Below are 21,577 nucleotides of genomic sequence, written 5' to 3'. Positions count from 1 at the left end.
TTATTTACTGAGAGCGTGTCATGCCTGCGATGTACCCGTCGTACCTGCATTCGGACTTCACCGGTTCCTCCGACACGCCTTCGGTGTCGCGCGGACGCATCCCCCTCGTGGCCGCCACCACGGCGTTGCTCGCGGCGGCGGCACTGCTTGCCGGCTGCAGCAAGGAACAGCCCAAGGCTCCCGAGGTGCGTCCGGTGCGCACCATGACCGTCACCAGTGAACACGGCGCCGGCACCGCGGAGTTTTCCGGCGACGTGCGCCCGCGCATTGAATCGCGCCTCGGTTTCCGCGTGCCGGGCAAGATCGTCGCGCGGCTCGTGGATGTGGGTGCGACCGTCAAGAAAGGCCAGGTGCTCGCCCGGCTCGATCCGACCGATCTGGCGCTCGCGCAGCAGTCGGCCCAGGCGCAACTGTCGGCCGCCAAGACCGACCGCGACCTCGCCGCGGCTGACCTCAAACGTTTCTCCGAACTGTTTGCCAAGGGCTTCATCAGCGCGGCCGAGCAGCAACGCCATCAAGCCAATTACGACGCCGCGCAGGCACGCTATGAGCAGGCCGCGGCGGGTTATCGCAACCAGTCCAACCAGGCCGCGTATGCCACGCTCGAAGCCGACGCCGATGGCGTGGTGACTGGCGTGGACGCGGAAGTCGGGCAGGTGGTGTCCGCCGGCCAGCCCGTGGTGCGCGTGGCCCAGACGGCCGAGAAGGAAGTGGTGGTCGGCATCCCGGAAGACCAGGTCGACACGCTGCGCAAGTCGCCCGAGGTGAGCGTCAGGCTTTGGGCCGACCAGTCGCGCAGCATTCCGGCCAAGGTGCGCGAGATTGCGCCCGCGGCGGACCCGCTCACGCGCACGTACACCGTGAAGATTTCGATTCCGAATCCGCCACCCGAACTGAAACTCGGTATGACCGCGGTTGCCACGTTTGTACGCCCCGGCGGCGGTGCCGACAGCGGCGGCATGGGCGTGCGCGTGCCGATCACCGCGCTGCTGCAGGAGCAGGGCAAGAACGTGGTGTGGCTGTACGACGCCGCATCGCAGACGGTCAAGCCGGTGCCGGTGACGGTCGGTGCGCCGCGCGACAACGTGCTGCTGGTCACCCGCGGACTGCAGCCCGGCCAGACCATCGTCACCGCCGGCGTGCACCTGCTCAAGGCCGGCCAGAAGGTGATGCCGATGGCCCCGGCCGATCAACCGTCGGCGCAGTCTGCCATCACGCCGCGCCGTTGATCGACGCCCCGGCCCTCGCCAACACACGCACACACCGCGCGCATGGAACATTCCCGTTTCAACCTGTCACGCTGGGCGCTTGAACATCAGCCGCTCACGCGCTTCCTGTTGGTGGCGCTGCTGCTCGGCGGCATCTTTGCGTATTCGAAGCTGGGGCAGGACGAAGACCCGCCGTTCACGTTCCGCGCAATGGTGGTGCAGGCCTTCTGGCCGGGCGCCACGGCGGAGCAGATGTCGCGCCAGGTGACCGACAAGATTGAGAAGGCGCTGCAGGAAGTGCCATACGCGTGGAAAATCCGCAGCTACTCCAAGCCCGGCGAGACGCTGGTCACGTTCCAGTTGGCCGACACGTCGCCCGCCAAGGAAACGCAGCAGCTCTGGTACACGGTGCGCAAGAAGGTGGGCGACATTGCGCCGACCTTGCCGCAGGGTGTGCGCGGGCCGTACTTCAACGACGACTTTGGCGACGTGTACGGCTCGATCTACGCGCTGTCGGCCGATGGCTTCACCTACCGGCAGCTCAACGACTACGCCGATGCGATCCGCCAGCAGTTGCTGCGCGTGCCGAACGTCGCCAAGGTGGAGCTGCTCGGCGATCAGGACGAGAAGATCTACATCGAGTTCCAGCAGGCCAAGCTGGCGCAGATGGGGCTGGACATCAACACCATTGCCACGCAGATCGGGCAGCAGAACAACATCGGCCCCAGCGGCGTGCTGGTGACGCCGACCGACAACGTGCAGATCCGCCTTTCCGGCCAGTTTTCGGACATCCGCGACCTGGAAAACCTGAGCCTGCGCGGCCCCGGCGGCACGACCAACATCCGCCTGGGCGACATCGCCACCGTGAAGCACGGCTACATCGATCCGCCGCACGCCAAGATGCGCTTCAACGGCAAGGAGGTGATCGGCCTGGGCATCTCGATGACCAAGGGCGGCGACATCATCCAGCTCGGCAAGGACTTGCGTGCGACGGTCGAGAAGATCCGCGCGAAGCTGCCGGTCGGCATCGAGATGGAGCAGGTGCAGAACCAGCCGAAATCGGTGCAGAACTCGGTGGGCGAGTTCGTGCATGTACTGATCGAGGCGGTGGTGATCGTGCTGGCGGTGAGCTTTCTTTCGCTCGGCCTGCACACCAAGCCGAAGCTGCGCATCGACATCTGGCCGGGCCTGGTCGTGGCGCTGACGATTCCCCTGGTGCTGGCGGTGACGTTCCTGTTCATGAACATCTTCGACATCGGCCTGCACAAGATTTCGCTCGGCGCCCTGATCATCGCGCTGGGCCTGCTGGTCGATGACGCGATCATCGCGGTCGAGATGATGGTGCGCAAGCTGGAAGAGGGCTTCTCCAAGATGGAGGCCGCCACCTTTGCCTACACGTCCACCGCCATGCCGATGCTCACGGGCACGCTGATCACCGCCACGGGCTTCCTGCCGGTCGGGCTGGCACGCTCGACGGTGGGCGAATACACATTCGGCATCTTCGCCGTGACGGCGCTGGCGCTGGTGCTGTCATGGTTTGCGGCCGTCGTGTTCGTGCCGTATCTCGGCTTCCTGCTGTTGCGCACGAAATCGCACGTGGGCGACGGCGGCCATCACGAACTGTTCGATACGCCGTTCTACAACCGATTCCGCGGCTGGGTGAACTGGTGCGTCGAGTACCGCAAGACGGTGATCGTCGTCACGCTGGTGGCGTTCGGGCTGGGCGTGTTCGGCTTCAAGTACGTGGAGAAGCAGTTCTTCCCCGATTCGAGCCGGCCTGAGCTGATGGTGGAGCTCTGGCTGCCGGAAGGCTCCAGCTTCAACCAGACCGAAACCGAAGCGAAGCGCTTCGAGGCGCTGATGCGCAAGGAGCAGAACGTCGACAGCGTGACGCTGTTCATCGGCTCCGGCGCGCCGCGCTTCTACCTGCCGCTCGACCAGATCCTGCCGCAAACGAACGTGGCGCAGGCCATCGTCATGCCGACATCGCTCGAGACGCGCGAGGGTGTGCGCCAGCGCGTCATCGGCTTGCTGAAGTCGCAATTCCCGCATCTGCGCGGCCGCGTGAAGCTGCTGCCCAACGGGCCGCCGGTGCCGTATCCGGTGCAGTTCCGCGTGATGGGCCCGGACATTGGCGGCGTGCGCAAGATTGCCGACCAGGTCAAGGCGATCATGCAGGCGAACCCCAATACCGTGGGCGTGAACGACAACTGGAACGAGAACGTCAAGGTCCTGCGGCTGGACATCGACCAGGACAAGGCCCGTGCGCTTGGCGTGTCCACGGGGTCGATCTCGCAGGTCACGCAGACGGTGCTGTCCGGCGCGCCCATCGCGCAGTACCGTGACGGCGACAAGCTGCTCGACATCGTCATGCGCCCCGAGGCGAGCGAGCGCAACACGCTCGATGCGTTGCAGCGCGTGCAGGTGCCCACGGCCAGCGGCCGCGCGGTGCCGCTTACACAGGTGGCGCGCGTGGGTTTTGCATGGGAACCGGGCGTGATCTGGCGCGAGAACCGCGATTACGGCATCACCGTGCAGTCGGATGTGGTCGATGGCGTGCAGGGCCCGACCGTGACAGCGCAGATCAACCCGCTGCTCGACAAGATCCGCGCAGACCTGCCGCCGGACTACCAGATCAAGATCGCCGGCGCGGAAGAGGAGAGTGCCAACGCCGGCGCGTCCATCGCCGCGCAGATGCCGCTGTGCATCTTCATCATCTTCCTGCTGCTGATGCTCCAGCTCCACAGCTTCTCGCGCTCTGTGATGGTGTTCCTGACGGGCCCGCTCGGCCTGATTGGCGCGGCCGCCACGCTGCTGCTGCTGCGCGCGCCGATGGGCTTCGTGGCGCAGCTCGGCATTACCGCGCTGATCGGGATGATCATCCGCAACTCGGTCATCCTGGTGGATCAGATCGAGCAGGACGTGGCCGCCGGTGTGCCCACATGGAACGCCATCGTCGAAGCGGCAGTGCGGCGCTTCCGTCCCATCATCCTCACGGCGGCTGCGGCGGTGCTCGCGATGATTCCGCTCTCGCGCAGCGTGTTCTGGGGCCCGATGGCGGCGGCCATCATGGGCGGGCTGATCATCGCTACGGTGCTGACGCTGCTGTTCCTGCCCGCGCTGTATGCGGCCTGGTTCCGCGTGAAGCGGCCCGAAGCCCGGGCCGCCGCGCCGACTGCCTGACGGCGGCGAGGGCAGGCGCAATCCCGGCCACGCGCGGTGCGGGCGGGGGATTGGAAACCCTCGGACGACTGCGATATAATCGCCGGCTTCCTTACCGGCGCCCTCAGCGGGCGCCGCGTTCCATCCGGCGAGGGTGGCGAAATTGGTAGACGCACCAGGTTTAGGTCCTGACGCCAGCAATGGTGTAGGGGTTCGAGTCCCCTCCCTCGCACCAGAATTCTCTTGCAGATCAGCGATTTAGCTTCAAAGGCGTTCCTGCCGCCGAGCGCTTTCACACGCGACGCCTTGTCCACCGCATCAGCGATCGCGAGTCTCTTTGAGCCACAGGCTCATAAGCCCAGCGCGGCCGCGCACACCGAACTTCCGATAAATGCTCGTGACGTAGGAATGCGTCGTGGAAATGGCAAGGCCGAGTTGTTCGGCAATCTGCTTTTCCGCGGCTTCCGTCAGCAACAGCTGCAATACCCTGCATTCGTGGGGCGCCAGCCGCTCCTTCAGTTGTGCGAGCGGGTTGTGCGCGCCGGCCGTTCTCAGTGCCGTGATGTTGCGTGCCACGCCGATGCGCAGCCGATGCTCGACATTCCACCGCGCCGACCATGACAAGTAGACATCGTTGCCCAGCTGATGCCGGTAGCGGTTCTCAAATCCGGTGCGTCTGGCGCCGGCCTGAACGCGGGCCGCTTCCCGCTGTGTCCGATCCCGGTCGTCCGGCGCCACAAGCTCGAGCATGAACTGGCCGACCAGTTCGGATGGCCGATAGCCGAGGATTTCCTCCCACGCGGCATTGGCGTAACGGATTCGCCCGGTCTCGTCGACCATGAAAACGGCATCCGGAAGGCTGTCGGCCAACGTGATCGCGCTCACTTCTTTGAGAACTTCCATGCTCTGCCGCTTTCGATCTGGACTGCGAAGGAAGAATGGCTGGCTTACCGAGGCCCATCGCCGAGCAAGGTTGCAGCCTGCGCTTTGATGGCGACCACGCCGGCGGCCTGTCTAGCACCGGAAGACAGCATCGGACCACGCCTACACGGGAATGCTTACCCTCTGATTAGCAGGGTGCCAGCCAGAATAGCGTCTGCTATCGTTTCCCACAATGTGCGGTGCCAGCATCACGCCGGACTCACGACATTCAAGGCACATTCGCTCCGACGGGGCGGGCGCGATGCAAACGAGGGGGAAGCCTGTGAGCGAGCCAGCCGGCGCAGACCGGCCTCAGCGCTCGCGGGCATCGGCGAAAAATATAAGAACTCGCGGGACGTTTCAAAGAATGGGGAAGTTTTCGCGCACGAATCCAGCGGCGGATCCGGGGAGGGACCTCCGCCGCCCATGCGCCGCCGACTGTGCTGGCGAGCTGCGACAGCGACGATCAGCTTATCCGGTCGGCAAAGACATGCGTGAATAAGCCTGTCGACACTCTGCACGCGGCATCCTATGGACCTCCTCTATAAAGTCAGGCTGTACCAGGAGAACGGTCACTACTTTGCCGTCCTGGTAGCGTCGGGCACGCTGCATTCCAGCACAGGGCGAAACATCGCCGAAGCCTTGGAAAACCTGGGGAGGTCCATGGCCGATCACCCTGCGGCCGCACCGGCTGATTGCCCAGTGAATCCGAAAGAGCGTGAGGCAAAATGCCAAACAGCGGAGCCCGTGCTGGCTGCTCCGGAGGTTCGGCGCCGCGCCGCTCTCGTCAAGCAACGTCTTGACGAGCGTTTCGGCAAGGCCACCCTGCGCGAGCTGGCGGACAAGCTCGGGCTGGACAACGTCACCCCGCAACTGCTCTCGTCCTCGATAGCGGGCAGAGGGGCGAAGCGTGTTCGGCTCGCCATTGCGGCCGCGCTTGGCGAAGACCCGAACACGCTCTGGCCGGCAGGACGCCATTGACAATCGGTGCGCCGTTGAATGGGTGCGAATCGCCCCCCTCAGGCGGCGAAGCACGGCGGGTCCGTTCGCCCGCACCCTTCAACGGCAGCCGGTTTCAGGTATCGGGCGTTCCGAGCGCGCGGTTGATCCGCAGCGCCACGAGCGTTCCGATCACCCCCGACATCAGGTACAGGCTGACCGCCGCAAGCCCGAATAATGACGAGAGGCCCAGCGCCACCAGCGGCGCAAAGGCCGCCCCGAAGAGCCAGCCGAAGTCCGTGGTGAGGGCGGCGCCGGTGTAGCGGAACCGCCGTTCGAAGTTCGAGGTGACCACGCCAGCCGCCTGGCCATACGAGAGCCCCAGCAGGCCAAAGCCGAGCAGGATGAAGATGTCCTGGCCGGTAGCGCCTCCATCCAGCAGCCACGGCGCAGCCAGACTGAACAGACCGATCAGCACGGCCATGGCGGCCAAGGTGGTGCGCCGGCCGATGCGGTCTGCGATCAGGCCCGACACCAGCGTACCCATGAGCGCGATGACCGCGCCGACGATCTGCACAGCCAGCACATTCGACACGCCCTGGGTCTTGTGAAGCGCGATCCATGACAACGGAAACACCGTGACGAGGTGGAACAGCGCATAGCTGGCCAGCGAGGCAAATGCGCCCAGGAAGATGTTGAACCCCTGCGCATTCACCATCTGCAGGGTGCTGATCGGTTCCAGCTCGCCTTCTTCCAGCAGTTGCGTGTATTCGTACGTCACCACGAGCCGCAGCCGCGCAAACAGCGCGACCACGTTGATGGCGAAGGCCACGTAGAACGGATACCGCCAGCCCCAGTCGATGAATTCTTCCGGCGTCAGGCTGGCATGGAGGAAGAGGAACAACCCGCCCGCCACGATGAAGCCGGTAGGCGCGCCGAGCTGGCCGAGCATGGCGTACCAGCCGCGCCTGTCTTCGGGCGCGTTCAGTGCGAGCAGCGACGGCAGGCCGTCCCAGGAGCCGCCAAACGCAATGCCCTGCATGAAGCGGAAGAGGGCCAGCAGGTAGATCGCCGCGCTGCCGATCGACGCGTACGACGGCAAGAACGCAATCCCGACGGTGGCCGTGCCGAGCAGGAACAGCGACGCGGTCAGCTTCGTGCCGCGGCCCCATCGGCGCTGGATGCGCATGAACAAGGCGGTGCCAAACGGCCGGCCGATGAAGGCAAACGAAAAGATCGTGAAGCTGAAGAGCAGCCCCGCCAATTCGCTCGCAAACGGAAAGTAGACCGACGGGAAGACGAGCACCGAGGCGATGCCGTAGACGAAGAAGTCGAAGTACTCGGAGGCCCGCCCGATGACCACGCCGGTGGCGATCTCAGCTGGAGCGACTTCATGGTGGCCCGGTGCGGGCGGAGCAGTGGGGGACGCGCGATGCTGATGGGTCAGACTGGCCATCGTGGGGTCTCCGTCGAGGGCGGGGGATGTCGTCAGGGCATTAAAGTCCGGCAATCACCAGAATAGGCGCCTAAACTGCAACGGCAAATCGAAAGATCGTTGGGGGCATCCCCGCGCGACGTTAACCAGACGCCACTTCCGAGACCATGCCACGCTTCGATGCAGCGGTGAAATCCTTCCAGGTAACGGGAAGATCGCTTTTGAGAAGTGCCGCAATTGCTTTGCTCCTGGCGCTTGCGGGATGCAGCAACGCGGTGCTGCTGTCGCCGGCAGGCGACATGGCGCTGCGGCAGCGCGACCTCATCATCATCGCCACCTGCCTGATGCTGCTGATCATCGTTCCGGTGATCATTCTCACGCTCGTGTTTGCGTGGCGATACCGGGAGAGCGCCGACGACGCGCACTACAACCCGGACTGGGACCACTCCACGGTGCTGGAGCTGGCGATCTGGGCTGCGCCGCTGCTCATCATCATCACGCTGGGCGCCATCACATGGGTCAGCACCCATCAGCTCGATCCGTATCGGCCGCTGACGCGGCTCGATTCCCAGCGCCCGGTGCCGCCCCAGACCAAGCCGCTCACCGTGGAAGTGGTGGCGATGGACTGGAAGTGGCTGTTCCTCTATCCCGAGCAGGGCATCGCCACTGTCAATGAACTGGCGGCGCCGGTTGATCGCCCGATTGCGTTCCGCATCACGGCCACGTCGGTCATGAACGCGTTCTTCGTGCCGTCGCTGGCAGGCATGGTCTATGCGATGCCGGGCATGGAGACCAAGCTCCACGCGGTCATCAACCGGCCCGGCGTGTACGACGGGTTCTCGTCCAACTACAGCGGCCAGGGTTTCTCGCACATGCGGTTCAAGTTCCACGGCCTGTCGAATGAGGAGTTCGACCGATGGGTGGCGCAGGTCAAGTCATCGGGCACGCCGCTGTCGAAAGACGTCTACCTCAAACTGGCCAAGCCCAGCGAAAGCGAGCCGGTGCAGCGCTACGCCAGCGTGGCGCCGGGCCTCTACGACCGCATCCTGAACCGCTGCGTGGACGGCCAGGCGTGCCTGGCAGACACCATGGCGCGCAACCGCAACCGTGCCGGGTTCGACCCGTCGACGGAAATCTGCACTGCGAGCAACGTGGCCGATGTCATGCCCATGCTCGCGGCGGAAACCGCCATCAACGACGACGGCCGGCGGCTGTTGCGGTAACGCGCAGTCTCGCGCGCCTTTTCGACGTTTTTCGCCAAATTTGATCGGCCCAGGTGACACCTATGCCCGAGCGTTCCGAACTCGCCAATCTGATCTTTGGCCGCCTGACATGGGAGGCCATTCCGTACCACGAGCCGATCCTGCTGGCGACCTTCGCGGTCGTCGCGCTCGGCGGCCTCGCGCTTGTCGCGGCGCTGACGTACTACCGCGTCTGGGGCTACCTGTGGCGCGAGTGGTTCACCAGCATCGATCACAAGAAGATCGGCATCATGTACGTCGTGCTCGGGATCGTGATGCTGCTGCGCGGCTTTGCCGACGCCGTGATGATGCGCATCCAGCAGGCCGTGGCCTTTGGCGACAATCTCGGGTACCTGCCGCCGCATCACTATGACCAGATCTTCACCGCGCACGGCGTGATCATGATCTTCTTCGTTGCCATGCCGCTGGTGACGGGTCTCATGAACTTCGTCATGCCGCTGCAGATCGGTGCGCGCGACGTGGCGTTTCCGTTCCTGAACAACTTCAGCTTCTGGATGACCACGGGCGGCGCCATCCTGGTGATGATGTCGCTGTTCGTGGGCGAATTCGCACGTACGGGCTGGCTGGCGTATCCACCGCTCTCGGGCATCCTCGCCAGCCCCGACGTGGGCGTCGATTACTACATCTGGGCGTTGCAGATCGCGGGCGTCGGCACCGTGCTATCGGGCATCAATCTGCTGGTGACCATCGTCAAGATGCGCGCGCCGGGCATGACGCTGATGCGCATGCCGATCTTCACGTGGACGTCCCTCTGCACCAACGCGCTCATCGTGGCAGCGTTCCCCGTTCTGACAGCCGCCGTGACGCTGCTGGCAGCCGACCGCTACCTCGGCACGCATTTCTTTACGGTCGAGCAGGGCGGCAGCGCAATGATGTACGTCAATCTGATCTGGATCTGGGGCCACCCCGAGGTCTACATCCTGGTGCTGCCGGCGTTCGGCATCTTTTCGGAAGTGGTGGCCACGTTCTGCCGCAAGCGGCTGTTCGGCTACGCGTCGATGGTGTACGCGACGGTGGTGATCACCGTGCTGTCGTATCTCGTGTGGCTGCACCACTTCTTCACGATGGGGTCGGGGGCCAGCGTCAACTCGTTCTTCGGGATCACGACGATGATCATTTCGATCCCGACCGGCGCGAAGATCTTCAACTGGCTCTTCACGATGTACCACGGCAAGATCCGCTTCGAGACGCCGATGCTGTGGACGGTGGGGTTCATGGTCACCTTCGTCATCGGGGGCATGACGGGCGTGCTGCTGGCGGTGCCGCCGGCAGACTTCTCGCTGCATAACAGCCTGTTCCTGATTGCGCACTTCCATAACGTGATCATCGGCGGCGTGCTGTTCGGGCTCATGGCGGGCATCACGTACTGGTTTCCGAAGGCGTTTGGCTACCGGCTGGTGTCGTCGTGGGGCAAGGCGTCGTTCTGGTTCTGGTTTGTCGGGTTCTACGTGGCCTTCATGCCGCTGTACTGGCTCGGCATGCAGGGCGTGACCCGGCGCATGAGCCATTTCGACGATGCGTCATTGCAGATCTGGTTCCAGCTCGCGGCACTTGGCGCGGCGCTCATCGCCGTCGGCATCGCGTGCTTCCTGATTCAGCTCGTGGTGAGCTTCCTGCGCCGCGAAGAGTTGCGCGACACCACGGGCGACCCCTGGAACGGCCGCACGCTCGAGTGGTCGACGTCATCGCCGCCGCCGCAGTACAACTTCGCGCTCACGCCGCTCGTGCACGACACCGACGCGTGGTGGCAGATGAAGCAGTACGGCTACCAGCGTCCGCAGGAGGGTTTCAAACCGATCCACATGCCGAAGAACACGGCCGCAGGCATCGTGCTGGCGGGCCTTTCCACACTCTGCGGCTTTGCGCTGATCTGGCATATCTGGTGGCTGGCCATCGCCTCGTTCGCGGCCACCATCCTCTCGGCGATCGTCCACACCTTCAACTACAAGCGCGACTATTACATCCCGGCGGAAGACGTGCTCCGCACCGAAGCCGCGCGCACTCAACTGATGGCAGGCCATGGCTAATACCAGCTCGCTGCATGTGACGGCCCCCACGGGCACCACCACGGTGGATGACGTACCACCGGGCGGTTACCAGTTTCACCTGACCGAAGAGCCGCATGTGCCCAACGGCACGCTGCTCGGTTTCTGGGTCTACCTGATGAGCGATTGCCTCATCTTTGCGTGCCTGTTTGCCGCCTATGGCGTGCTCGGTCGCGAATACGCAGGTGGACCGACGGGGGCGGAACTGTTCGACCTGCCGCTCGTGGCGCTGAACACGTCGTTCCTGCTGCTGTCGTCCATCACGTACGGCTTTGCGATGCTACAGATGCAGCAGAACCGGATTCCGGGCCTGCAGATCTGGCTCGCCATCACGGGGCTTTTTGGTGCGGCGTTCCTCGCGGTGGAGCTCTACGAGTTCGTGCATCTGATCCATGAAGGGGCGGGGCCGCAGCGCAGTGCGTTCCTCACGTCGTTCTTTGCCCTGGTTGGCACGCACGGGCTGCACGTGACGTTCGGCCTGATCTGGCTGGTGGTGCTGATGCTCCAGGTTTCGCGGCATGGGCTGATCACAGCCAACAAGCGCAGGCTGATGTGCCTGTCGATGTTCTGGCACTTTCTGGACGTCGTGTGGATCGGCGTCTTTACCTTTGTGTACCTGATGGGGACGCTGCCATGAGCGCGCAAGATCAAACGCTGAACGGTCACGGCGACGGCCACAGCCATGACCATCACGAAGAAGACATCGGGCCGCACGCCACGCTGGGCGGCTACCTGACCGGCTTCGTGCTGTCCGTCTTCCTGACTGCCGTTCCGTTCTGGCTCGTGATGGGCCACGTGTTCGAGCGATCGTCGACCACGGCGGTGGCGATCCTCCTGATCGGCGCCGTGCAGATCGTGGTGCACATGATCTACTTCCTGCACATGAACGCGAAGTCCGAAGGCGGCTGGAACATGCTCTCGCTGATGTTCACGCTCGTGCTCGTGGTGATCACGCTCACGGGTTCGCTGTGGGTGATGTACCACCTGAACACGAACATGATGCCGCACATGCGGCCGCCCACTGATACGGGGGCCGTGATTCTGCCTCCGCGCGCGCCTTAGGACGGACGTCGGCCAGGGCAATCCAGATACTGCTCGACACCTGGCCGTGCCGGCCGCCAGACCGGTCGCGGCCTGAGCGGTCGCCTACACGGAACGTGCGGTGGCACACCCGCGCCACCTTCCCTACGATGACATGGCACAGACCAGACGGGGAGCCGCGCCATGTCCATCTTTGACGAGAACGAGCACCGCGAGGCGTTCTGGGAAACCGTGCGCCAGGCCATCGAGGCGCGCGAACAGGCCGACCGGGCGCGTCGCTCCGGCCGGATGACAGGGCTGGCAATCGGCCTGTCGGTGGCAGCCCTGGCCGTCGCACTCTTGGCGTGGCGGCGGCGCGCATCGGGCGACATCGCTTAGCACGGCCCGTCGCCCATCCCACCCGTTGTGGAACCCCAGTTGCAAAATGGGCTTCGCACCGCTTACAATGAGAATGATTCTCATTCGTAAGGGCGCCGGATGCGGGCTGCATACGCGCGTCCGGTTGACCTTCCGGAGCGCGCATGCAGGCCGTCCAGTCCGATCCGCTGCACGACATCGATTCGCTTTACGCCGACCATAGCGCGTGGCTGTTCGCGTGGCTCAGCAAGAAGCTGGCGTGCCCAGAAGAAGCCGCGGATGTGCTGCATGACACCTTCATGCGCGTGTTGGACTGCCCGCGCCCGCTCGAGGGGGTGCGTGAGCCGCGCGCTTACCTGACCACGACCGCCAAGCACCTGATGATCGATCGCGCGCGTCGGCGGAAGGTGGAGGACGCTTGCCTCGATGCGCTGACGCTGCGCTGCGCGGCATCCGGTCATGCGCCCTCGCCGGAGCAGCACCTGGCCCAGGCGCAGGTGCTGCAGCGCACGAGCGCGGTGCTCGATACGCTGTCATCGAGTGCGCGCGAGGCGATCCGGCTGCGCTACATCGAGGGGCAGTCCCAGGCCTGCATTGCCGAGACGCTCGGCAAGTCGACGCGCATGGTGCGCAAGTACCTGGTGCAGGCAGCGGAGCGCTGCGCGATGGCGTAAGCAAAAAAAATCACAATCGAGTTCCGCTTTTGTGCTGTGGCTCGTCGATGTGCATGGAAACCTCACGCATCTTCCAACACATCATGCCAAAGCACATCAACACAACGGTTTTTCCATCTGAAACGACTGGCCATACGGCGCTGCGCCCCGTGGTGCTCGCCGCGCGGCTGACATGCGTGGCGCTGCTGGGGGCGGTGCTGCCCGTGCAAGTCATGGCGCAGGGTACGGCCGCCGAGGTCACGGCGACGCTGCCGGCCACAACGGCCGTCGGCCGCGGCGAGACGGCACAAAGCCCCGGCAAGGGCTTCGTTGCCAAACAGAGCGCGGCCGGCACCAAGACCGACACGCCGATCATCGAGACGCCCCAGTCGATTTCGGTGGTCACCCAGCAGCAGCTGGATGACCAGAAGCCGCGCGGCCTGTCAGAGGCACTCAACTACACGTCCGGCGCGTTCACGGCCCTGGTGGGTGCATCCAACCGTTACGACTACGTGGCGTTGCGCGGCTTCAATGACAGCAGCGTCGACAACACCTTGCTCGATGGCCTGCGCCTGATGAGCGACCAGGGCAGCTATAGCTCGTTCCAGATCGACCCGTATTTCCTGCAGCGCATCGATGTGCTGAAAGGGCCGGGCTCGATTCTCTATGGCCGCGCGTCGCCGGGCGGAGTGGTGGCGTTGACGAGCAAGAAGCCGCTGTTTCAGCCGTATCACGAGGTGGAAGTCACGGTGGGCAACCGGAATCGCCTGGAAGGTGCGTTCGACATCTCCGGTCCGGTCGACCAGAACGGCGTGATGGCCTTTCGCGTGACAGGTCTTGCGCGCGGCATGGACACACAGTTCGAGCACGTGCGCGAGCAGCGCTTTGCCATTGCGCCATCGCTAGCGATCAACTTCACGCCCGACACGCACTTGCTGCTGCAGGCCTACTTGCAGCATGACCCGGAGGGCGGCTACCACAGCGGCGTGCCGGCCGAAGGCAGCATCTTCCCGCGCAACGGCCGCTTCATCTCGCGGTACTTCTTCGATGGCGACCCGACGGTCGAGAAGTTCCGCCGCACCCAGCGCATGGTCGGCTATCAGTTCGAGCACGCGTTCAATGACCAGTGGACGGTGCGCCAGAATTTCCGTTATGTGTTCGGCGACACGCGCCTGCGCCAGATCTATGGCTACGGCTGGGCCGGCGCAGAGGAACTGACGCGCTACTACTCCGGCGCCAAGGAGGCCACGCACGCCTATACCGTCGACAATCAGCTCGAAGGCAAATTCACGACCGGCCCGGTCAGGCATACGATGCTGTTCGGCCTGGATTACCAGAAGCGCCATGTGGATGGCTTCTGGGAGTCCGGCAGTGCAGACCCGATCAACGCCTTCAACCCCGTGTACGGCAATCCGGGCCTCACTGGTGTCAGCGCAACGCCGATCGACCGCTGGCTCGAGCAGACTGGCCTGTACCTGCAGGACCAGATTGCCATCGATCGCTGGCGCTTCACGCTGGGCGTGCGCGAAGACCACGCCAAGGCATCGAATCTGTTTGGCGCAGGCACGCCCTCGGAGTGGAGCGGGTCGAAGTTCACCAAGCGCGCGGGCGTGGTCTACCTGTTCGACAACGGGATCGCCCCGTACTTCAGCTATGCCGACGGCTTCAACCCGAGCCTGCGGGCAGACCAGCAGGGCAACCTGCTGCAACCGGCGACGGCCAAGCAGTTCGAGGCCGGTGTCCGTTATCAGCCGAAGGGGTCGAGCACGATGCTGTCGGCAGCGGTGTTCAACCTGGATCAGGAAAACGTGGCGACGCGGCCTGTCGGGCAGATCTACTACCAGCCGAGCGGCAAGATCCGCACGCGCGGCCTGGAGCTGGAGGCGCGCACGCAGCTGACGGACACCGTGTCGGTACTGGCCAACTACACGTTCACCAACATGAAGTTCATCGAGTCGGCAGAGGGCTTCGTGGGCAACACGCCGTACCAGGTGCCACGCCATATGGCATCGGCATGGCTCGATTGGACCTTCTTGCCCGGCTACACCGCTGGCATGGGCCTGCGCTATGTCGGCACGAGCTGGGGTGACAACGCCAACAGCTTCAAGGTGCCGCCGTACACGCTGGTCGATCTGATGCTGCGCATCGACCTGGCGCGCTGGGATCCGTCACTCAAAGGTGCCAAGCTGCAATTGTCGGCGAAGAATCTCTTTAACAAGAATTACATGGCATCGTGCCTGAGCGATACCTATTGTTATTGGGGTGATGCGCGCAACGTGATGGCAACCATTTCGTACCAATGGTAATTCGGTTTTCTTCATACAGGCATCATATTTTACGTGTAGTATTCTGATTGTCCTGTCGCCCGGTAATGTCGATTCCGACGTTGCCGGGCATTCCAGGTCGATTCCCAATATCGCTTCGGCGATATTCCATGATCATTCAGCGGCCGGCATGCATCGGCCGTGATCCATTCCCCACCTGAATCCACCCAGCCTAGGCGCGGCCTGATGCCGCCAGCCGACGGAGAACGTGCGCGTTTATCCGGCCGGGGCGTTGCTGCCGTCGTTTTTCAATGCAGCCTTTGTAAAATCAGGAGGTTCAAGCGTGATGAAATCCGATGTTTATGACTTTATTGCAATCGGGTTGGGGCCATTCAATTTAAGTCTGGCTTGCCTGGTCGAGCCTATTGACGGATTGAATGGTTTATTCCTGGAGCGTGCGCAGGAATTCAATTGGCATCCTGGCATGCTGATCGATAATGCGACATTGCAGAATCCATTCCTGGCCGATCTCGTCAGCCTGGCAGACCCGCAAAGCCGGTTCAGCTTCCTGAATTACTGCAAGCAGGAAGGCAAGATCTATTCGTATTACATCCGCGAGAACTTCTATCTGAGCCGGGCGGAATACAACCGCTACTGCCAGTGGGTCATCGCGCAGCTCACCAGCGTGCGCTTCCACCACGACGTGCGCGCGCTGTCGTATGACGCGGCGCACGGCTGCTATGTCGTCAGCGGATGCCGCGGCGCGGGCCGCGAACCGTTCGTGCTGCGCGCCCGCAAGCTGGTGCTCGGCGTCGGGTCATCACCGTCGTTTCCCGCCTGCGTGCCGCGCGACGGGCACCGTTACCTTCATACCGCCGACTACATGGACATGCGGGAGACGCTGCGCGAGAAGCGCTCCATCACGATCGTCGGCAGCGGGCAGAGCGCGGCGGAGGTCTATTACGACCTGCTCAAGGAGAGCGACAAGCACGACTACAGCCTCGTGTGGATCACGCGCTCGCCGCGCTTCTTTCAGATGGAGAACACGAAGCTCACGCTCGAGATGATCTCGCCGGATTACATCGACTACTTCTTCAACCTGCCGGATGGCCGCAAGGAAAGCATCATCCGCAAGCAGGACAGCCTGTACAAGGGCGTGAACGCGAGCCTGATCAACCAGATCTACGATCTGCTCGATGACCGGCGCAAGACGGGGGCGTTGCGCACGCACCTGATCACCAACTGCGAGCTGCAGGCCTGCCGGTACAACGCCGCCACGGGCCGCTACGAGACCGAGTTCCAGCAGCTCGACACCGGCGCCCGTTACGCGCACCGCACCGAGGCCCTGGTCTTTGCCACGGGGTATGAGCAGAACATCCCGGCGTTCATCAGCGGCATCCGCCACCGTCTGCGCTGGGACGCGAAAGGCCGCTACCGGCTCTCGCGCAACTACGCCGCCGATTTCAACGGCAACGAGGTCTACGTCCAGAACGCCGGGCTGCACACGCACGGCCTGACCAACCCGGATCTCGGCATGAGCTGCTACCGCAACTCCTGCATCATCCGCGAGCTCACCGGGGTGGAGCACTACAAGATCGAGCAGCGCATCGCCATCCAGGACTTTGCGATTCCTGCCACGGCGGAGTTCATCCCGCTGGCGGCGAAGGCTCCCGCCACCGCGCCCGTTGAAGCCGCTGTCGAGGAGACTGCCGAGGTGGCGACATGACGTTGCGCCTTTACATCATCCTGATGACGACGTTTGCCGTCATCAGCGATGCGATCCTGATTCCGTTCTATCCGCAGTTCTTTGCCTCGCGCTACGGGTTGGAAAGCCCGGTGCACGTGGGCGCCTACGTGGCCGCCATTTCGATCGCGGTGATGTGCACGCTGCCCATCTGGGCGCGCGTGGCCCGGCGTGTGGAGCCGTTGCACCTGCTGGTCTACACGCAATGCGCGGCGGGCACGTTCAGTCTGCTCAGCGACTGGGCGCCTGACGTGGTGACGTACTGGGTGCTGTCGATGCTGATGTTCATGTGCAAGAGCAGCTACCTGCTGATGTATCCGTACATGATGCGGCTCACGCCCAAGGACCAGCACGCTGCCACGGTCGGCATCCTCTCGGTGGTGGTGCACTTCGGTGCCATCTTCGGCGCCGTGGTGGGCGGCTTCGTGCTGCAGGCGTGGGGGCCGCGCGCCAGCATCGTCGCCATGGCCGCTGGGGATTTCTTCCAGATGGGCGTGTGCCTGTACCTGATTCGCAGCGGCAAGATCGTGCGCGTCAATTCGGGCGAGCACGCGGCGGTGGACGATCCGCAAGCACCCCGCGCGCGCTGGCAGGATCGCCTGCCGATCCTGCGCCTTGCGCTGGTGATGCTGGTGTTCGACTTCAGCGCATACCTGATACGCCCGTTTTTCGCGGTGTACTGGCAGCGGGTGTCGGGCGTCGACAGCGAGTTGGTTTCAGGCATGGCATTTGCCATTCCGGGCGTCGTCGCCATCGTTGCGCTGCGTCTGCATGCGCGCATCCGCGCGCGAGGCGGCCAGTTGCCCGACCACACACTGGGCAACCTCCTGCTTGGCACGTTGGGCCTGCTGCTGCACGCGGCGCCTCACCCTGCGCTGATCGTGCTTGGCCGCGTGCTGTACGGCTGGGCGCTGTTCCAGATCATCGTGAAGCTCGAGGTGAACCTGTTCCGGCTCTCCACACCGCAACGCTACGCGCACGACTACAGCATCACCAACTTCTTCCAGAACCTGGGCGTGCTGCTGTCTTCGTTTGCGGCGGGGGCGATCGTCGATCGCTACGGACTGCACGTGCCGTTTCTGTTGGCCGCCGGTGGCTTCGTGCTGACGGCGCTGCTGGACCGCCTGATTCTGAACGTGCCCAGCGCCAGCCATGCAGCCGAAGCGGGCAGGGCATCGGAGCCCAGCAGCCTGGAGGCGCCAGCCCATGCAAACTGAACACACCATCCACCGCCGCGCCGATGCCGCGCATCGGCCGTACACCGATGCACAGGGCTACACCTTCCGCCTGCTGCGCATTCCGGAAGACATCCCGACGCTGCATCGCTGGTTCCAGCCCGAGCGCGCATCGTTCTGGCTCATGCGCGACAAGACCGAGGCTGAGATCGCACAGATCTACCAGGATCTGATGGACTCGGGCCACGCGACCGCCTACCTCGTCTGGCAGGGCGGCCGCCCGGTCTTCCTGGCCGAGTGCTACGACCCTGCACACGACCGCATCCGCGCGTTCTACGACGTGCAGCCAGGTGACCTCGGCATGCACATCTTCGTCGGGCCGCCGGAGGTTCGGGTGGCCGGCTATACGCGCACGGTGTTCTTCGCCCTCATGCGCTTCATGTTCGAACACCTGGGTGCCGCGCGCATCGTGGTGGAGCCCGACGCCAACAACGAACGCATCCATGCCATCAACCGCGCGGCCGGTTTCGTCTACGGCCGCAACGTCGCATTTACCGAAAAGATCGCCAGCCTCGCCTTCTGCACCCGGCGGGATTTTGAACAGGCCACCGCCGCCATCGCTTAAGAAAGGATTTGCCATGAACGTGACCCTCCAGAACCATCTCTCGCAACACCCGGCGCAGGCTGCGGCCCATCTCACCCCCGAGGTGTGGGCGCAGGCCAACCGCCTGTTGCTGCGCAAGGCGATTGCCGAATACGCGCACGAGATCATCCTCGAACCCGAGCACCTGCGAGACACCACCGACGGCTTTGCGCTGTACCAGGTGTTCTCCGACGACGGCAAGGTGTGCCACCAGTTCGAAGCCCAGCGCCTGGCGCTGCGGCACTGGTCCATCAAGCCCGAGTCGATCCGGCGTCTGGCGGACGGAGTTGAGCAGCCGCTCGACGCGCTGCAGTTCATCATCGAATGCCGGCAGCGCCTCGGCATTCGCGACGATCTGCTGCCGATCTACCTCGACGAGATCAGCAGCACGCTCTTCGGCAGCGCCTACAAGCGGATGAAGGCCGATGCCCCGAGCAGCGCGCAACTGGCCGAGGCCACCGACTTCCAGACCATCGAGGTGGCCATGATGGAAGGGCACCCCGGCTTTGTCGCCAACAACGGGCGGCTGGGCTTCAATGCGGTCGACTATCAGGCCTACGCGCCGGAAGCCGGCTCCGACATCCGCGTCATCTGGCTGGCCGTGCACAAGGACCACGCCACGCCGTCGACGCTTTCCACGCTGAGCTATGCGCAGCTGCTGGCCGAAGAACTCGGCCAGGAGACGGTGGATGACTTCACGCGCCAGGTGGCCGCCAAGGGCGTCGACCCGGCCGACTATCACTTCATGCCCGCGCACCCGTGGCAGTGGTTCAACAAGCTCTCCATCGCGTTTGCCGGCTACGTGGCGCAGCGCAAGATCATCTGCCTCGATTACAGCGCCGACCACTACATCGCGCAGCAGTCCATTCGTACGTTCTTCAATACGAGCGATCGCACCAGGCGCTATGTCAAGACGTCGCTGTCGATCCTGAACATGGGCTTCATGCGCGGGCTGTCGCCGTACTACATGTCGGGCACCCCGGCCATCAACGAGTTCATCAAGGGGCTGGTGGCCGATGACGCCTTCCTGCGCGAGAACGGTTTCACCATCCTGCAGGAAGTCGCGGCGATCGGTTTTCGCAACTTCTATTACGAGGCCGCCATTCCGGTGGATACGCCGTACAAGAAGATGTTCTCCGCGCTGTGGCGCGAGAACCCGCTGCCGTTGCTCAGGCCGGGTGAGCGCCTGATGACGATGGCCGCGCTGCTGCACGTCGACAAGGATGGCGTTGCGCTGATGCCCGAGCTGATCCGCCGGTCGGGCCTGCCGGCCATCACCTGGGTGCGCCGCTACCTGCAGGCCTATCTGACTCCGCTGCTGCATTGCTTCTACGCGTATGAGCTGAGCTTCATGCCGCACGGCGAAAACCTCATCCTCGTCATGGACGACTACGTGCCTGTGCGCGCCATCATGAAAGACATTGCGGAGGAGTCAGCCATCCTCGACATCAAGGCGCGCGAGTGGCTGCCCGAGCGCGTGCAGCGCCTGGCCGTGGAGGTGCCCGACAACTTCAAGCTGCTCGGCATCTTCATCGACGTGTTCGACGGTGTGCTGCGCCACATCAACCACGTGCTGGTGGAAAACCACTGCTGCACGGAAGACCAGTTCTGGGGCGCGGTGGCCGACTGCGTGTACGACTACCAGGACGCCCATCCGGAGCGCGCTGCCAAGTACGCGCACTACGACATGTTCGTGCCCGAGTTCCTGCACTCGTGCCTGAATCGTCTGCAGCTCGGCAACAATGTCCAGATGGTGAACCTGGCCGATCCGGCATCGAGCCTGAAGATGGCCGGCAACCTGGTCAACCCGATCGCCAAGTTCCGTCGCGCAGCGCCCCAGGCTTCGCCCGTCGAGGCGGTGGAAGCGGCTGCGTGACAAGCGTCATGCCGGCGTTTGCCCAGGAACTGGTCGGCTTCGGCGACGTGGTCGCGCGCGCGTGGTTTGCGTCGCCGATGCCCGATCCCGGCCTCGCTCGCACCTTCGAAACCGTGCGCCGCGTGGTGCCGAGCCTGCGTGGCGAGCAGGGCGGCGCGGTGCCGGCCGGTGCGTTGCGGCTTGGTGAAACCAGCGCATTGCAGGGCCTGTGCGACCACTGGGCGCGTGCGCATCCGGAGGCGGGCAAGCATTACCTTGCGCTGCGGTGCTGGGGGTTGGCGATCTGGCAGCCGATTTATGCCTGCGTGATCGCCGTCCATCTCGATGCGCCGGTGCCGCGCCTCGCGGGTCTCGCGCAACCCGTGAAGAGCGGCTTCCCGAGCGGCATGCATCTGCCGACGCATGTGCCGTTCGATGGCACCTTTGCCCGGCGGATGGATGCGGCAGCGGAAGAGCTCCGCCAGTTCTGCGCAGCGATGCGGCGTGCACTCCAGCCCATGATTGCGCTGCACGATCGCGCTGCCGATCGGCTGCAGGCGGAATGCGTGCTCGGCGCGCTCATGGCCGTCCGCCCGCATGTGGCCATGTCGGACGCCGCGGTCGTTGACGCCGGGCAGGCATGGCTCAGCAGGCTGGGCATCGAAGGCGGCTGCGGCTTCTTCGCCTACCGCGCCCGCGATGGCACGCCGGCGCTGGCGCTTGATCGCAAGGTCTGCTGCCACCACTTCCGCCGTCGCGACGGCGAGAAGTGCAGCACCTGCCCAAAACTCTCCATCGACGCGCGCATCGCGCGCCTGCTGGCCGAGGTGCCGTAGCGCGCGTCTCGTTCAACTGCCAACCATGTTGGAGCCC

Annotated in this window: 17 protein-coding genes and 1 tRNA gene; 16 read left to right on the top strand and 2 right to left on the bottom strand. The window is 64.2% G+C overall.

The annotated features are described in order from the left end of the window. Window positions 1-20: 20 nt before the first annotated feature. The 3 genes from TK49_RS12090 (at window position 21) to TK49_RS12080 (ending at window position 4,605) form a co-directional block, all read left to right on the top strand. Entirely contained in the window at window positions 21-1,229 is a 1,209-nt protein-coding gene (locus TK49_RS12090; RefSeq protein WP_045786917.1) for an efflux RND transporter periplasmic adaptor subunit, read from the top strand. 42 nt (window positions 1,230-1,271) lie between these two features. Further along, on the top strand, window positions 1,272-4,391 hold the full coding sequence (locus tag TK49_RS12085; protein ID WP_045786916.1) for an efflux RND transporter permease subunit: 3,120 nt from the start codon (window positions 1,272-1,274) through the stop codon (window positions 4,389-4,391). A gap of 127 nt (window positions 4,392-4,518) precedes the next feature. Next, window positions 4,519-4,605, top strand: a tRNA-Leu gene (locus TK49_RS12080). An 83-nt stretch (window positions 4,606-4,688) separates the two neighbouring features. Here TK49_RS12080 and TK49_RS12075 read toward each other — a convergent pair. After that, entirely contained in the window at window positions 4,689-5,273 is a 585-nt protein-coding gene (locus TK49_RS12075; RefSeq protein ID WP_045786915.1) for a PAS domain S-box protein, read from the bottom strand. A 549-nt stretch (window positions 5,274-5,822) separates the two neighbouring features. Between TK49_RS12075 and TK49_RS12070 the strand changes: the two genes are divergently transcribed. Beyond that, the gene (locus TK49_RS12070; protein WP_045786914.1) at window positions 5,823-6,272 is read left to right on the top strand and encodes a hypothetical protein; all 450 of its coding nucleotides are present in this window, start codon (window positions 5,823-5,825) and stop codon (window positions 6,270-6,272) included. A 94-nt stretch (window positions 6,273-6,366) separates the two neighbouring features. On the opposite strand, the gene TK49_RS12065 is transcribed toward TK49_RS12070, so the two are convergent. Then, on the bottom strand, window positions 6,367-7,686 hold the full coding sequence (locus TK49_RS12065; RefSeq protein ID WP_045786913.1) for an MFS transporter: 1,320 nt from the start codon (window positions 7,684-7,686) through the stop codon (window positions 6,367-6,369). Between the two features lie 146 nt (window positions 7,687-7,832). Here TK49_RS12065 and cyoA point away from each other — a divergent pair, with 146 nt between their 5' ends. The 12 genes from cyoA to TK49_RS12005 all read left to right on the top strand — a co-directional run bounded on the left by cyoA (window position 7,833) and on the right by TK49_RS12005 (window position 21,540). Next, window positions 7,833-8,888: a ubiquinol oxidase subunit II gene (gene cyoA / locus TK49_RS12060; RefSeq protein WP_045786912.1), complete on the top strand. Its 1,056-nt coding sequence runs from the start codon at window positions 7,833-7,835 to the stop codon at window positions 8,886-8,888. A gap of 62 nt (window positions 8,889-8,950) precedes the next feature. Then, window positions 8,951-10,954, top strand: coding sequence for a cytochrome o ubiquinol oxidase subunit I (gene cyoB, locus TK49_RS12055; protein WP_045786911.1), 2,004 nt, complete (start codon window positions 8,951-8,953; stop codon window positions 10,952-10,954). Then, entirely contained in the window at window positions 10,947-11,609 is a 663-nt protein-coding gene (cyoC, locus tag TK49_RS12050; RefSeq protein WP_082062895.1) for a cytochrome o ubiquinol oxidase subunit III, read from the top strand. The genes cyoB and cyoC overlap by 8 nt, the downstream gene beginning before the upstream one ends. Next, entirely contained in the window at window positions 11,606-12,034 is a 429-nt protein-coding gene (gene cyoD, locus TK49_RS12045) for a cytochrome o ubiquinol oxidase subunit IV (protein ID WP_045786910.1), read from the top strand. Before cyoC ends, cyoD begins: the two co-directional genes overlap by 4 nt. A gap of 162 nt (window positions 12,035-12,196) precedes the next feature. Beyond that, the gene (locus TK49_RS12040; protein WP_045786909.1) at window positions 12,197-12,391 is read left to right on the top strand and encodes a hypothetical protein; all 195 of its coding nucleotides are present in this window, start codon (window positions 12,197-12,199) and stop codon (window positions 12,389-12,391) included. 143 nt (window positions 12,392-12,534) lie between these two features. Continuing rightward, window positions 12,535-13,044 (top strand): sigma-70 family RNA polymerase sigma factor, encoded by a 510-nt coding sequence (locus TK49_RS12035; RefSeq protein WP_045786908.1) that lies wholly within the window; start codon window positions 12,535-12,537, stop codon window positions 13,042-13,044. Between the two features lie 83 nt (window positions 13,045-13,127). After that, window positions 13,128-15,329, top strand: coding sequence for a TonB-dependent siderophore receptor (locus TK49_RS12030; protein WP_240479876.1), 2,202 nt, complete (start codon window positions 13,128-13,130; stop codon window positions 15,327-15,329). 304 nt (window positions 15,330-15,633) lie between these two features. Beyond that, window positions 15,634-17,013 carry a lysine N(6)-hydroxylase/L-ornithine N(5)-oxygenase family protein gene (locus tag TK49_RS12025; RefSeq protein ID WP_045786907.1) on the top strand — a complete coding sequence of 460 codons (1,380 nt, stop codon included), beginning with the start codon at window positions 15,634-15,636 and terminating at the stop codon, window positions 17,011-17,013. After that, window positions 17,010-18,248 (top strand): MFS transporter, encoded by a 1,239-nt coding sequence (locus tag TK49_RS12020; RefSeq protein ID WP_045786906.1) that lies wholly within the window; start codon window positions 17,010-17,012, stop codon window positions 18,246-18,248. Before TK49_RS12025 ends, TK49_RS12020 begins: the two co-directional genes overlap by 4 nt. Next, window positions 18,238-18,831, top strand: a complete 594-nt coding sequence (locus tag TK49_RS12015) for a GNAT family N-acetyltransferase (protein WP_045786905.1) — start codon at window positions 18,238-18,240, stop codon at window positions 18,829-18,831. Before TK49_RS12020 ends, TK49_RS12015 begins: the two co-directional genes overlap by 11 nt. Before the next feature lie 13 nt (window positions 18,832-18,844). Beyond that, window positions 18,845-20,725, top strand: a complete 1,881-nt coding sequence (locus tag TK49_RS12010) for an IucA/IucC family protein (RefSeq protein ID WP_045786904.1) — start codon at window positions 18,845-18,847, stop codon at window positions 20,723-20,725. Next, window positions 20,722-21,540: a siderophore ferric iron reductase gene (locus TK49_RS12005; RefSeq protein WP_157773997.1), complete on the top strand. Its 819-nt coding sequence runs from the start codon at window positions 20,722-20,724 to the stop codon at window positions 21,538-21,540. Before TK49_RS12010 ends, TK49_RS12005 begins: the two co-directional genes overlap by 4 nt. The last annotated feature ends 37 nt before the right edge of the window (window positions 21,541-21,577 follow it).

Origin of the sequence: Ralstonia mannitolilytica, assembly GCF_000954135.1 — a bacterium.
In the GTDB taxonomy this organism is placed as follows: domain Bacteria; phylum Pseudomonadota; class Gammaproteobacteria; order Burkholderiales; family Burkholderiaceae; genus Ralstonia; species Ralstonia mannitolilytica.
Note: the sequence above shows the minus strand (reverse complement) of the source record. Positions and strands in the feature narration are given on the sequence as shown.